Annotated in this window: 2 protein-coding genes; both read right to left on the bottom strand. The window is 74.2% G+C overall.

Features of this window, described 5'->3' with window-relative positions; genetic code table 11:
* Nucleotides 1-4,518 (bottom strand): non-ribosomal peptide synthetase (locus VT52_RS07615; protein WP_167377663.1); only part of this gene is annotated, 4,518 nt, incomplete at its 3' end.
* The gene (locus VT52_RS07610; protein WP_206306459.1) at nt 4,515-14,246 is read right to left on the bottom strand and encodes a non-ribosomal peptide synthetase; all 9,732 of its coding nucleotides are present in this window, start codon (nt 14,244-14,246) and stop codon (nt 4,515-4,517) included. The genes VT52_RS07615 and VT52_RS07610, both read right to left, overlap by 4 nt.
* Between the last annotated feature and the right edge of the window lie 106 nt (nt 14,247-14,352).

Below are 14,352 nucleotides of genomic sequence, written 5' to 3'. Positions count from 1 at the left end.
CCGACCGAACAGCTCCGGCAGGGAGGCCGGCTGCCCGGCGTCCTTCGCCGCGCTCCAGCCGGACAGCCGGTCCCGCTCGCCGGGCAGCCACACGTCCGCGCCGCCGACCGGCACCGACGGATCGGCCGCCACCGCTTCGAGCACCCGCGCGAACCGGTCGGCCAGGGCTCGCGCCGTCTCCGCGTCGAACAGGTCGGCCGCGTACTCCAGGACACCCGAGATGCCGTCGGTGCCGCCCTGGGCACCGGTCTCCTCGGCCAGTTGCAGGGTCAGGTCGAACTTCGCGGAGCCCAGGGCGATCGGTTCCACGGTCACGTCGAGGCCCGGCAGGTCGAGGCTGCCCCGCGCGTTGTTCTGCAGGACGAGCATCACCTGGAACAGCGGCTGGCGAGCCGCGGACCGCTCGACGCCCAGCGCGTCGACCAGCCGGTCGAACGGTACGTCCGCGTGCGCGTGCGCACCCAGATGGACCTCCCGCACCCGGTCCAGGAGCTCGGTGAACGCCGGGTCCCCCGACACATCGGTCCGCAGCACCACCGTGTTCACGAAGAACCCGACCAGATCGTCCAGACCCTCGTCGGAGCGGCCGGCCAGTGCGGCGCCCACCGGCAGGTCCGCACCGGCGCCCACCCGCTCCAGCAGCACCAGCAGCGCGGCGTGCAGCACCATGAACAGCGACACCCCGCGCTCGCGCGCCAGGCGGGTCAGCCGCTCGTGCACCGCGGCGTCCACGGCGAACGGCACCGTGCGCCCGGCGTGCGAGGCGGTGAGGGGCCGCGGCCGGTCGCAGGGCAGCGCGATCTCCGCCGGGGAGTCCGCCAGCACGCCCTGCCAGTAGGCGAGCTGGCGTGCCACCAGGCTCTCCGGGTCGTCCTGGGAGCCGAGCAGGCCGCGCTGCCACACCGCGTAGTCCGCGTACTGCACGGGCAGCGGGGCCCAGCCCGGCGCACCGCCCGCGCACCGTGCCGCGTAGGCCCGCGACACATCCCGCAGCAGCGGTGCCATCGACCAGCCGTCCGCCGCGATGTGGTGCGCCACCAGGAGCAGCACCCATTCGCCGGGGCCGACCTCGAACAGTCGTACGCGCAGCGGAAGTTCGGCGGCCAGGTCGAACGGCTCCCGCGCGGCCGCGGCCAGCGCGCCGGCGAGCGCGTCGCCCGTCATCGCCTCGGCCTTCAGCTCGACGTCGGCGGCCGGGCGGATCCGCTGGACGGGCTCCCCCTCGACCACGTCGATGACGGTGCGCAGTGTCTCGTGCCGGGCCACCACGTCGCCCAGCGCCGCACGCAGCGCCGCCACGTCCAGCGTGCCCGACAGCCGCAGCGCGACCGGCATGTTGTACGCCGCGCTCGGGCCGTCGAACTGGTCCAGGAACCAGAGGCGTTGCTGGGCGTGGGACAGCGGCGGGTTCCCGGTGCGCGGCGCCGGGGCGAGCGCCGGGCGCACCTCGCCGTCCGTGCGCAGGTGGGCGGCGAGGCCGGCCGGGGTCGGGGTGTCGAAGACGGCTCGGACACCCGGATCGGTGCCGAGGCTCGACCGGATACGGGCCACCAGACGGGTGGCCAGCAGGGAGTGTCCGCCCAGCTCGAAGAAGGAGTCGTCGGCGCCGACCCGGTCCAGCCCGAGAACGTCCGCGAAGAGCGCGCACAGGACCTCCTCTTCCTGGGTGCGCGGTGCGCGGTAGGCGCCGGAGGTGAACTCGGGCTCGGGCAGCGCCTTGCGGTCGGTCTTCCCGTTGGGGGTCAGGGGTATCGCGTCGAGCGCGACGACCGCCGCGGGCACCATGTACTCGGGCACGCGCTCGCCCACGAAGGCGCGCAGCGCGGCCGCGTCGGGGGCGCCGGCCCCGGCCGGCGTGGTGACGTACGCGGCGAGGCGGCTGCCGCCGGTGTGGTCGGGGCGGGCGACGACGACGGCCTGGGCGACGCCGGGGTGCGCGGTGAGGGCGGACTCGATCTCGCCGAGTTCGATGCGGAAGCCGCGGACCTTGACCTGGTTGTCGGTGCGGCCCGCGTACTCCAGCTGCCCGTCCGCGCGCCAGCGGGCCAGGTCCCCGGTGCGGTACATGCGCCGCCCGGGGGTGAACGGGCTGGCGACGAACCGTTCGGCGGTCAGGCCGTGCCGGTGCAGATAGCCGCGGGCGACGCCGTCACCCGCGACGTACAGGTCGCCCAGTACCCCGGTGGGGACCGGGCGCAGCGCCGAATCCAGCACGTACACCTGGGTGTTGGCGATCGGCCGGCCGATGGGCGGGGCGTCGGGGGTCTCCGCCACGTCGGCGAGGGTGGACCAGATCGTCGTCTCGGTCGGCCCGTACAGGTTGGTGACGCTCGCCGCCCGCTCGGTGAGGGTGCGGGCCAGGTCGGCCGGAAGGGCCTCACCGCCCACCAGGACGCGCAGTCCGCGCAACGCCTGCGGGGCGTGCGTCACCAGCATCTGCCAGAAGGAGGGGGTGGCCTGCGCCACCGTCACGTCGTGCCGCTCGATCAGGCCGAGGACGGCGGCGGGCCGCAGCACCGTGTCCCGGTCGGCGACGACGACGGCCGCGCCGTTCAGGAGCGGCAGGAAGATCTCCAGCGCGGCGATGTCGAACGCGACCGTGGTCACCGACAGCAGCCGGTCGGCCGGGCTCAGCGCGAACGTCGACTGCATCGAGGCCAGGAAGTTGCGGAGGGCTCCGCGCGAGACGACGACGCCCTTCGGCTTTCCGGTCGAGCCGGAGGTGTAGATGGCGTAGGCGGCGTGGTGCCCGCCGCACCGGTGCGCCGTCGGCGCCGTGGCGGGGTAGGCGTCGAGGTCGGCGGCGAGCGCGTCGGCGTCGAGGACGAGCAGCGGGCCGGCGTCGCGCAGGACGGACTCGTTGCGGGAGGCGGGGAAGTTCAGGTCGATCGGCAGGTAGGCCGCGCCGGACCTCAGTACGGCGAGCAGCGCGACGACCATGCCGGTTCCGCGGGGCAGCGCCACGGCGACGAGGCGCTCGGGTCCCGCGCCGCGTTCGACGAGCCAGTGCGCCAGCCGGTTGGCACGGGTGTCGAGTTCGCGGTACGTGAGCGCGGTGGTGCCGTCGGTGACGGCGAGCGCGTCGGGGGTGCGGCCGGCCTGCCGCGCGAAGAGTTCCGGGAGGTCTTCGGCGGGGGTGGCGGCGGCGGTGTCGTTCCACTCCGTCAGTGTGCGGCGCCGCTCCTCGTGGGTGAGCACCTCGGCCGAGGAGATCGCCGCGCCGGGGTGCTCGGCGAGCCGGCGCAGCAGGAGCAGCAGGCGGTCGGCCATGGTCCGGACCGTGGCCCGCTCGAAGAGGCCGACCGCGTACTCGATGCTGCCGTGCACGGCGGGGCCGGCGTCGGTGGGGACCTCTCCCATGTTGAACGTCAGGTCGAACTTGGCGCTCTGGGCGCCCACCGGTTCGAGGGACACGTCGAGTCCGGGCAGCGCGAAGTCCGGCCGCGCCACGTTCTGCCAGATGAACATGGTCTGGAAGACCGGGTGGTAGGCGGTCGAGCGCTCCGGGTTGAGCAGTTCCACGAGCCGCTCGAAGGGGATGTCCTGGTGGTCGTACGCGGCCAGGGCCTTGTCACGGACGCGGTCGAGGAGTTCCTCGAACGTGGGGTCGCCGGACAGGTCGGTGCGCAGCACCCAGGTGTTGGCGAAGTACCCGACGAGGTCCGCCAGCGCCTCGTCGGTGCGGCCGGCGATCGGCGAGCCCATGGCGATGTCGTCGCCGCCGCCGAGCCGGCCGAGGAGCACGGCGACGGCCGCCTGCACGACCATGGAGAGCGTGGCGCGCCGGGATCGGGCGAGGTCGCCGAGCCGGGTGACGAGCCCGGGTTCGAGGGTGAACGCCACCCGGTCGCCGTCGTGCCGGGTTCCGGAGCCGCGCGGCCGGTCCAGGGGCAGTGCCAGCGGCTGCGCGATGCCCGTCAGCTCGCCCTGCCAGTAGCGGAGCTGGGTGGACAGGCGGCTGTGCGGATCGTCCTCGGAGCCCAGCAGTTCCTGCTGCCACAGCGTGTAGTCGCCGTACTGGACGGGGAGTTCCTCCCAGCGCGGGGCGTGACCCGCGGTGCGGGCGGTGTAGGCCGCGACGAGGTCCTTGGCCAGCGGCGCCATCGACTCGCCGTCGGCGGCGATGTGGTGCACCACCACGACCAGCAGGTGGTCCCGCGGGCCGCACCGCAGCAGGGTCGCGCGGATCGGTATGCCGGCCGCCAGGTCGAAGGGACGGGCCGCGAAACGGGCGGCCGCCGCCACGGCGTCGGCCGGCGCCACGGGGACCGTGGTGAAGTCGAACTCGGCTTCCCGCACGGGCAGTACGTGCTGGTACGGCGTCGCCGAGTCGTCGGTCCGGAAAAGGGTGCGCAGGCTGTCGTGGCGGCCCACCACGTCGAGCAGCGCCGTGTGCAGGGCCGCGCCGTCCAGGTCACCGGCGAGGCGCAGGGCCATGGAGATGTTGTAGGTGCTGTTCGGGCCTTCCAGCTGGTCGAGGAACCAGAGGCGGCGCTGCGCGAAGGACAGGGAAATCACTTGGCATCTGCTCCTTGAGTCATGCGGCGCAGCCGAGGCCTGCTTGACCTGTTCATGCTCTGCCAGTGCGCTGACAGATCGGCGACCGTGGGGAATTCGAAGAGGGCCCGGATGGGGATCTCGACGTCGAGCCGGACGAGGATCTTGCGGACGAGCCGGGTGGCGAGGAGGGAGTGGCCACCGAGGTCGAAGAACGAGTCGTCGATGCCGACCCGGTCGAGGCCGAGGACTTCGGCGAACAGTTCGCACAGCGTCTCCTCCTGCGGGGTCCGCGGCGGCCGGGAGGCCGCGGTCGTGAACTCCGGTGCGGGGAGGGCCGCGCGGTCGAGCTTTCCGTTGGGGGTGAGCGGGAACCGGTCGAGCACGACGAAGGCGCTCGGCACCATGTAGGCGGGCAGCCGGCCGGCGACGTGGGCGCGGAGTTCGTCGACGGCGGGTGCGCCGCCGCCCGGCACCGGTGACACATAGCCGACCAGGCGGGTACCGCCGTCCGGCGCCGTGACCGCGGTGACCGTGGCGCGGCCGACAGCGGGGGCGGTCGCCAGGGCCGCCTCGATCTCCGCGGGCTCGATCCGGAAGCCGCGCACCTTGACCTGGTGGTCGGTGCGGCCCGCGTACTCCAGCTGCCCGTCGGCGCTCCAGCGCGCCAGGTCGCCGGTGCGGTACATGCGGGTGCCGGGGGCGCCGTGCGGATCGGCGACGAACCGGCCGGCCGTCAGCGCGGCCTGCCCGTGGTAGCCGCGTCCCATGCAGGCGCCGGCGACGTACAGTTCGCCGACGGTGCCCGGTGGGACGGGGGTCAGGCCGGGGCCGAGCACATAGGTGCGGACGCCGCGCAGCGGTGTGCCGATGGGCACGCCGCCGGTCGCCGTCCACGGCGCCCGGCCGGGCAGGGCGAACGCGGTCGCGTAGAAGGTCTCGCTCTGGCCGTAGCCGTTGACGATCCGCACGTCGGGCCGCGCCTCGCGGATGCCGCGCACCAGGTCGCCCGGCAGGGCCTCACCGGCGAAGACCAGGGTGTCGGCCGTGATCCGGTCCGCGTCCTGGGCGAGGAGTTCGGTCAGCACCGAGGGAACGGTGCTGACGACGTCGACCGGCCGGCCGCCCCGCTCGCCGAGGACCAGCGCGTCGCGGACCAGGTCGATGGTGCCGCCCGTGAAGAGGGCGGTGAAGATCTCGAAGACCGAGACGTCGAAGTTCACCGAGGTGCCGGCCAGCATGCGCCGCCCCGGTGCCGCGCCGACGACCTCGGCCAGGTGCGCGATGCCGCCCGTGATGTTGCCGTGCGTGATGGTGACGCCCTTGGGCGTGCCGGTCGAGCCGGAGGTGTACATCACGTACGCGGCGTGGTCCGGGAGCGGCAGGGTGCCGGTGCACGGAGAGCCGGCGGCACCGGCCAGGTCGGCGAAGTGGAGCCGCTCGACCGAGGTGCCGGGCAGCGTCGGCCCGGTGTCCGGGTCGGTGATCAGGAACCGGGGCCCGGCGTGCGTCAGGACGTACTCCAGGCGGCCGCTGGGGTAGGCCGGGTCGATGGGGAGATAGGCGCCGCCGGCCGTGAGGACGGCCAGCAGGGCCACCACCAGGTCCGGGGTCCTGGGCAGTGCGACGGCGACCACCGTCTCGGGGCCGACGCCGCGGCGGACCAGTTCCGCGGCGACGCGCCGGGCCCGGCCGTCGAGTTCCGCGTAGGTCAGGCGCTGGTCGCCGAAGACCAGGGCGTCGGCGTCCGGGGTCAGGGCCACCTGCCGCGCGACGGCCGCGGGAACGGTCGTCACGGCGCCCGCCCCGGCCGCCCGGTGCACGTCGGACAGCGCCCGCTGCCGCTCGTGCGGGGTGAGCAGGTCCAGCTGGGCGACCCGTCGCCCGGGGTCGTCGGCGATCTGCCGCAGGATGCGGGCGAACCGGTCGGCGAGGGCGCGCACGGTGTCCTCGCCGAGGGCGCCGCGCTGGTGGTGGAAGGTCAGGCGCAGCAGGGGGTCGGCGGCGGCGATGACGGTCAGGGGGTAGTGCGTGCCGGCGTAGGGCCGGGTCCCGGTGATGGTCATCTCCGTGTCGCTGTTGGCCCGGCTCAGCCCGGCCTGGTCCACGGGGAACGACTCGAAGGCGATCATCGTGTCGAACAGGACGCTCAGTCCGGTGTGCCGGTGGATCTCGGTGAGCCCGTGGTGATGGTGGTCGAGCAGAGCCGCCTGCCGCTCCTGCAGCGCGGTCAGCACCTCGGCGAGGGTCTCGCCCTGGGTGTGACGCAGCCGCACGGGGAGCGTGTTGATGAACAGGCCGACCATAGAGTCGATGCCGTCGAGGGCGGGCGGCCGGCCGGAGACGGTGGCGCCGAAGACGACGTCCTGACGGCCGGTGAGCGCGCCGAGCAGCAGCCCCCAGGCTCCCTGGACCAGGGTGTTGAGGGTGACGCCGAGTTCGGCGGCGCGGCGGGCGAGCGCCTCGGCCTCGGCGGGCGTCAGCGCCACCGCCACCTGGCCCACGCCGTCCGGCCCGTCCGCCCCGTCCGCCCCGGGCAGGGCGCCCGCGAGCAGGGTCGGTTCGGCCACCCCGTCGAGTTCCCGCGCCCAGGCCCGGGAGGAGCGTTCCCGGTCCTGCCGGGACAGCCAGGTCAAAAACTCCCGGAAGCCGCGGGCCCTGGGCAGCGCGCCCGGGTCCCCGTGGGTGGCGTACAGCCGCAGCAGGTCCTGGACCAGGACCGGCAGCGACCAGCCGTCGAACAGCACGTGGTGTGCGGTGAGGACGAGTTCGCTCTCCGTCTCGCCGGTCCTGACCAGGGTCATGCGCAGCAGCGGCGGCCGGGCCGGGTCGAAGGGGGTGCGCAGGTCCCGGGCGAGCAGTTCCTCGTACGCCTGCTCGCGTTCGGCCGGGGTGCGCAGGCCGCGCAGGTCGGTCTCCCGCCAGGGCAGTTCGACGTCGTCGGGGACGAGCTGGACCTGCCGGTCGGCGGTGTCGGCGACGAAGGCGACGCGCAGGTTGGGGTGGCGGTCCAGGAGTGCCTGGCCGGCCGCGCGCAGCCGGCCCGCGTCGACCGGTCCGCCGAGCCGGAAGGCGAACTGCATGGTGTAGTCGTCGAATCCGGTGCCGGCGAGCTGCGCGTGGAAGAGCAGTCCGGACTGCAGCGGCGTCAGCGGCCACACGTCGGCCAGGGCGCCGTAGCGGCTCTGCCAGGTGTCGATGTCCGTCTGCGTCACGTCGACCAGGGGCAGGTCGGAGGGGGTGAGCCCGCCGGCTGCCGGGTCGGTGCGGACATGGCGGGCCAGTGCGGTGAGCGCCTCGCTCCACAGGTCGGCCAGTTCGTCGACGTCGGTGGCGTCGAGGAGGGTGGTGGGGTGGGCGAACACGGCGCCGAGCTGGGGGCCGTGCTCGCCCTCGGTGACGACCGCGTTGATGTCGAGGGCGCACGTCACCGGCATGTCGGCGTCGAGGGCGGCGATCGCGCCGCCCTCGGGGGCCTGGGCCCAGCCGAGCCCGCGCAGGTGTTCCGGCAGGTCGGCGGCGGAGAACCGGCCCAGGTAGTTGAAGCCGATCTGCCCTTGCGGGTAGCCGGACAGGGTGCGTCCCGTCTCCCGGTCGAGGTGGCGCAGCAGGCCGAAGCCCATGCCCTTGTCCGGGATCGCCCGCAGCTGCTCCTTGACGGCCTTGACGGCGCGGCCCGCGGCGGCGCCTCCGGCCAGGGCCTCGGCGAGGTCGCAGCCGGTGACATCGAGGCGGACCGGGAACACGCTGGTGAACCAGCCGACGGTACGGGACAGGTCGGCGCCTGGCACCAGTTCCTCCTCGCGGCCGTGGCCTTCGAGGCGGATCAGAGCCGAGGACTCGGTGATGCCGCGCCGTGCGCGCCAGGTCGCGAGGGCGAGCGCCAGGGCGGTCAGCAGTCCGTCGTCGACGCCGCCGTGGAACGCGGCGGGCAGGGCGGTGAGCAGTGTCCGCGTCACCTCGGCGGGGACGGTGACGTGCGCCCGCCGGACCGTGTCCATCGTGTCGGTCGCGGGGTCCACCGGGCGGGTCCCGAGCAGTGGGTCGGGTCCTTCCAGCACGGCCTGCCAGTACGGGAGTTCGGCCTGCCGCTCGGGGCGGGCCGCCTCCTCGGCCAGGGCGTGCGCCCAGCGGCGGGCCGAGGTGCCGACCGCCGGGAGCACCGGGGTGCGGCCCGCGCGGACCTGCTCCCAGGCGGCGGCGAGGTCGGGCAGCAGGATGCGCCAGGACACCCCGTCCACCACGAGGTGGTGCAGCACGGCCAGGAGACGTCCGGCGCCGCCGTCGCGGGGGGCGAACCACACGAGTTGCGCCATGGTGCCCGCGGCCGGGTCGAGGCGGCCCGCGGCCGCGTCGAGTTCCCGGGTCAGCAGCTGCCGCCAGGCGTCGCCGTGCCAGTTCCCGTCGCACGCGACGCGGCGCAGCACGGACTCGGCCGGCACGCTGCCCGGCGCGGCGGTCTCCAGTGCGCCGTCGCCTTCGGTGAGCAGGCGTGAGCGCAGGACGTCGTGCGCGTCGAGCACGGCCTGCACGGTCGCGGTGAGGCCCGCCGCGTCGATGCCGTCCGGCAGCGTCAGGACCATCGACTGCTGGAACCGGCCGTATCCGCCGCCGAGTTCGAGCAGCTGGCGGCCGATGGGAGGCAGCGGTGAGCGGCCCACTCCGCCGCCGTCCAGCTCGGCCAGCGCGCCCGCCGTGTCCTTGCCCTCGCGCCCTACGGCGAGCGCGGCCAGGGCCGCGACGGTGCGGTGTTCGAACACCTCACGGGGGCTGATCTCCAGGCCGCCCGCACGAGCCCTGGCGACGACCTGGATGGAGCGGATGCTGTCGCCGCCGACGGTGAAGAAGTCGTCGTCGACGCCGACGCGTTCCAGGCCCAGCACGTCCGCGTAGACGGAGCACAGCAGCTGCTCCTCCGCCGTGCGCGGGGCGCGGAAGGTCCGGCCCGAGGAGACCTCCGGCTCGGGCAGCGCGGCCCGGTCGAGCTTGCCGTTCGCCGTCAGCGGCAGCCGGTCGAGGACCATGAACGCGGACGGCACCATGTACGCCGGCAGCCGGCCGCCGAGCGAGCCCCGCAGGGCGTCCAGGTCGAGGGCGTCGTCCGACGCGACGACGTACCCGATCAGCTGCTGACCGCCGCCGTGCCCCTCCCGTACGACGACCGCGGCCTGCGCCACCGACGGATCGGCCAGCAGGGCGGTCTCGATCTCACCGGGCTCGATGCGGAAGCCTCTCAGCTGTACCTGGTCGTCGCTGCGGCCCAGGTGCTCCAGACGCCCGTCGGCGAGCAGCCGGCCGACGTCGCCGGTGCGGTACATCCGGGTGCCGGGGGCGCCGTGCGCATCGGCGACGAAGCGGCCGCAGGTCAGGTCGGGCCGGCCCAGGTAGCCGCGGGACAGCCCGGCGCCCGCGACGTACAGGTCGCCCGGGACACCCGGCGGCTGCGGCCTGAGCCGCTCGTCGAGGACGTAGACCGCCAGGTCGGGGATGGGCACGCCGACCACCGAGCCGGGGGCCGAGGCGGCGGACGCCGCGTCGAACGCCGCATAGGTGATGTGCACGGTGGTCTCGGTGGTGCCGTACATGTTCACGAGGACCGGGGCGTCCTCGGCGTGCCGCGCGTACCAGGGCGCGAGGCGCCCGGGGTCGAGGGCCTCTCCGCCGAACACCACGTGCCGCAGGGCGAGCCGGTCGCCGACGGCGGGCGACTCCTCGTCGGCCGCCATGAGCTGGTAGAAGGCCGAGGGGGTCTGGCTGAGCACGGTGACCCGCTCGTCGGCGAGCAGAGCGAGGAAGTCGTGCGGGTCGCGGCTCGTCTCGTACGACACGACGACGACCCGGCCGCCGTGGAGGAGGGCGCCCCACAGCTCCCAGACGGAGAAGTCGAAGGCGTACGAGTGGAACAGCGTCCACACGTCGTCGGGTCCGAAGCCGAACCAGCCGTGCGTGGCGTCCATCAGCCGCATCACGTTGCCGTGCCCGACGACGACGCCCTTGGGCCTGCCGGTGGAACCGGACGTGTAGATGACGTACGCCGGCTGTTCCGGGGAGACGACGGTGTCCGGGCCCTCGGTGGGGTAGGCGCGTGCCTCGGCGAGCACCTCGGGGGTGACGGTCGCGACCGGCCGGGAGTCCCGCAGCATGTACGCGATCCGGTCGGCCGGGTAGGACGGGTCGACCGGCACGTACGCCGCTCCCGACTTCAGGACGCCGAGGATCGCGACGGGCAGTTCGTGCGTGCGCGGCAGGCTCAGCGCCACGAAGCGTTCGGCGCCGGCACCCCGCTCGCGCAGCAGGTGGGCCAGCTGGTTGGCGCGCTCGTCGAGTTGACGGTACGTCAGCGTGGTGGTGCCGTCCGACACGGCGGGTGCGTCGGGGGTGGCCCTGGCCTGCTGTTCGAAGCGGGTCACGACGGTGTCGGTGACGGGGATCCGGGCCGGCGCCGCGGTCAGCTCGCGGCGCTCGGCCCGCGACAGCAGGCAGACGTCCGCGATCCGGGTGAGGGGGTGGGTCACCACCTCGCGCACCGTCCGCACGAACCAGTCGGTGAGCGCCTCGGCCGTGGAGCGGTCGAAGAGGTCGACGGCGAACTCGACGGTGCCCTCGACGCGGCGCCCGTCGGGGCCCCGCGTCTCGCCCATGCCGAAGGTCAGGTCGAACTTGGCGGAGTCCACGTCCACCGGCTCGTAACACACCCGCAGCCCGTCGAGTTCGAAGTCGGGCCGGCTGACGTTCTGCCAGATGAACATGGTCTGGAAGAGCGGGTGGTAGGCGGTGGAGCGCTCCGGGTTGAGCAGTTCCACCAGCCGCTCGAAGGGCACGTCCTGGTTGTCGTACGCCGTCAGCGCCTTCTCCCGCACCCGGGCGAGCACGTCGCGGAAGGTGGGCCGGCCGGACAGGTCGGCGCGCAGCACCCAGGTGTTGGCGAAGAACCCGACGAGACCGGCGAGGGCCTCGTCCGTGCGGCCGGCGATCGGCGAGCCGATGGTGATGTCGTCGCCGGCGCCGACGCGGTGCAGCAGCACCGCCAGGGCGGACTGCAGCACCATCGACACGGTCGCGCCCTCGCGGCGTGCCACCTCCTGGACCCGCGCGTACAGCGCGGGCTCCAGGGCGAAGGCGACGCGGTCGCCGCGGTGGCCGGCCACCGCCGGCCGGGACCGGTCCGCGGGCAGTTGCAGCGGCTGCGGAACACCCGCCAGCTCGGCCTTCCAGTAGGCGAGTTGACCGGACAGGCGGCTGCGCGGGTCGCTCTCGTCGCCGAGCAGCCTCTCCTGCCACAGCGCGTAGTCCACGTACTGCACCGGGAGGGCGTCCAGCCGCGGCGCCGCACCGCCGAGACGGGCCCGGTAGGCGGCGACCAGGTCCCGCGACAGCGGCGCCATCGACTCACCGTCACCGGCGATGTGGTGCACCACGAGGACCAACACGTGCTCGTCCCCGGCGACCTCGAACAGCGAGGCCCGCAACGGGATCTCCCCGGCCAGGTCGAACGCGTGGGCGGCGGCCCGCGCGACGTGCTCGGACACCTCCTCCGGTGCCACGCGCACGACCGGCAGGCCGGGCGCGCACTCCTGCGCCGCGCGGACCCGCTGGAAGGGGACACCCCTCTCGTCCGCCGACACGGTCGTGCGCAGACTCTCGTGCCGGGCCACCACGTCCCCCACCGCGGCCCGCAGCGCGGCCACGTCGAGGGCGCCGGTCAACCGCAGCGCGACCGTGATGTTGTAGGTGGCGCTCGGACCGTCGAACTGGTCGAGGAACCACAGCCGCCGCTGCGCGTACGACAACGGCAGCCGCTCCGGCCGGTCCTGGGCTTCGAGCACCGGGCGGTCCGTGTCGGCGTCGACCAGCCGGGCCGCCAGGGCGGCCACCGTCGGTGCCTCGAACACGGTACGCACGCTGATCTCGGCGTTCAGGACGGCACGCAGCCGCGAGACGAGCCGGGTGGCCAGGAGGGAGTGGCCGCCGAGGTCGAAGAACGAGTCGTCGATGCCGACCCGGTCGAGGCCGAGGACCTCGGCGAACAGCCCGCACATCACCTCTTCCTGCGGCGTCCCCGGCGCCCGGGACTCACCCGCGGTGAACTCGGGCTGGGGCAGCGCCTTGCGGTCCACCTTGCCGATGGGGGTCAGCGGCAGCGAGTCGAGCACCATCACCGCGGCCGGGACCATGTACTCGGGCAGCCGCTCGGCCAGGAACCGCCGCAGCTGCGTCGGGTCGGGGGGCGTCGCCGCCGCGGCGGGGGTCGGCGCCGCGTAGCCGACGAGCTGCTTGCCCCGGCCGATCCCCGGGATCTCGCGGGCCACCACGATCGCCTGGGCGACGTCGGGGTGGCCCGTGAGGGTCGCCCCGATCTCACCGAGTTCGACGCGGAAGCCGCGCACCTTCACCTGTTCGTCGACGCGGCCGACGAACATGATCTGCCCGTGCTCGTTCCACCGGACGAGGTCGCCGGTGCGGTACAGCCGCTCCCCGGTGCCGAAGGGGCTGGCCACGAACCGGCCCGCCGTCAGGGCGGCCTGGTGCAGATAGCCGCGGACGACGCCGGACCCGGCGACGTAGAGCTCCCCGACGAGGCCCGGGGCGACGAGGCGCAGCCCCGCGTCGAGCACGTAGAGGCGCATGTTGTCCAGCGGACGTCCGATCGGCACCTCGGTGGCGTCCTCGGGGACCGGTCCGATCCGGTTGTAGGTGGCGAAGACGGTGACCTCGGTGGGCCCGTACATCACCACGACCTGGGTGTCGGGGCAGGCCCGCTGGACCCGGCGCACGGCGGCGGGCGACACGACGTCGCCGCCGGGACGCACCTCGGCGACCGAGGCGAAGCAGTCCGGGTGCTCCTGCGCCATCACGGCGAAGAGGCCGGCCGTCAGGAACATCCCGGTGACCTTGCTGGAGCTGATCAGGTCGGCGAGTTCCCTGGTGTCGACGCGGCCGGGCGGCGCGATCACGATGTGGCCGCCCTTGAACAGCGGCACCCACACCTCGTACGTCGAAGAGTCGAAGGAATGCGGGGAGTGCATCAGGACCCGCTGTGCCGCATGGTCGGAGAAGCCCTTGTCGAGCGCGAGTTCCGTCGCGTCGCGGTGCGAGGACGGCACGCCCTTCGGCTCGCCCGTCGAGCCCGACGTGAACATCACGTACGCCAGCTGGTCGGGATGGATCGGCACGGCCGGGTCCGTCACGGGCCCCTCGGCGGTGGCCGCGACGTCCGCGGCCGTGAGGACGACGGTGACGCCCGCCTTGGCGCACACCTTGTCGCGGTGTTCGGCCGACCAGTCGGGGAACAGCGGTACATAGGCGCCGCCGGCCTTGGCGATGCCCAGTTCCGCGATCACCAGCTCGACGGACCGCTCCATCCACACCGCGACCAGGGACTCGGCGCCGACGCCCGCGGCGATCAGGTGGTGGGCGAGCTGGTTGGCACGCGCGTCCAGCTCCGCGTAGGTGAGCCGGACGTCCCCGTACTCGACGGCGAGCGCCCGCGGGGTGCGGGCGACCTGCGCGGCGAAGAGCGCGGGGAGCGTGGTGGCCGGCACCGGCGTGGTCGTGTCGTTCCAGCCGGCCAGCGTCTCGCGCTCGCCGGGCAGCAGCGCGTCGAGCTGGGCGAGGGTCCGGTCGGGCGCGACGGCGACCGCGCGCAGCAGGTGCTGGTAGCGCCGCAGGATCCTGTCCGCGTGCTCGGCGTCGAAGGCGGTGGGCTGGTAGTCCAGGCGCAGTCGCATCCCGTCGTCGCCCGTGGGCATCACCGCGAGGGCCAGCGGGTAGTGCGTGGCGTCGAGGCCTTCGACGACCCGGACGTCCAGGGCCCGGGTGTCCCGCGCGGCCGCCGCGGCGGGCGCCTGCACGACG

The organism is Streptomyces malaysiense (assembly GCF_000980885.2).
GTDB classification, from domain to species: domain Bacteria; phylum Actinomycetota; class Actinomycetes; order Streptomycetales; family Streptomycetaceae; genus Streptomyces; species Streptomyces malaysiense.
The sequence above is the reverse complement of the archived record's forward strand: the minus strand, read 5'-3'. Positions and strand labels throughout refer to the sequence as shown.

Excerpts from the sequence above, each read along its gene's own strand:
- VT52_RS07610 (WP_206306459.1), bottom strand. The coding sequence starts at position 14,246 with ATGCCCACGGGCGACGACGGGATGCGACTGCGCCTGGACTACCAGCCC.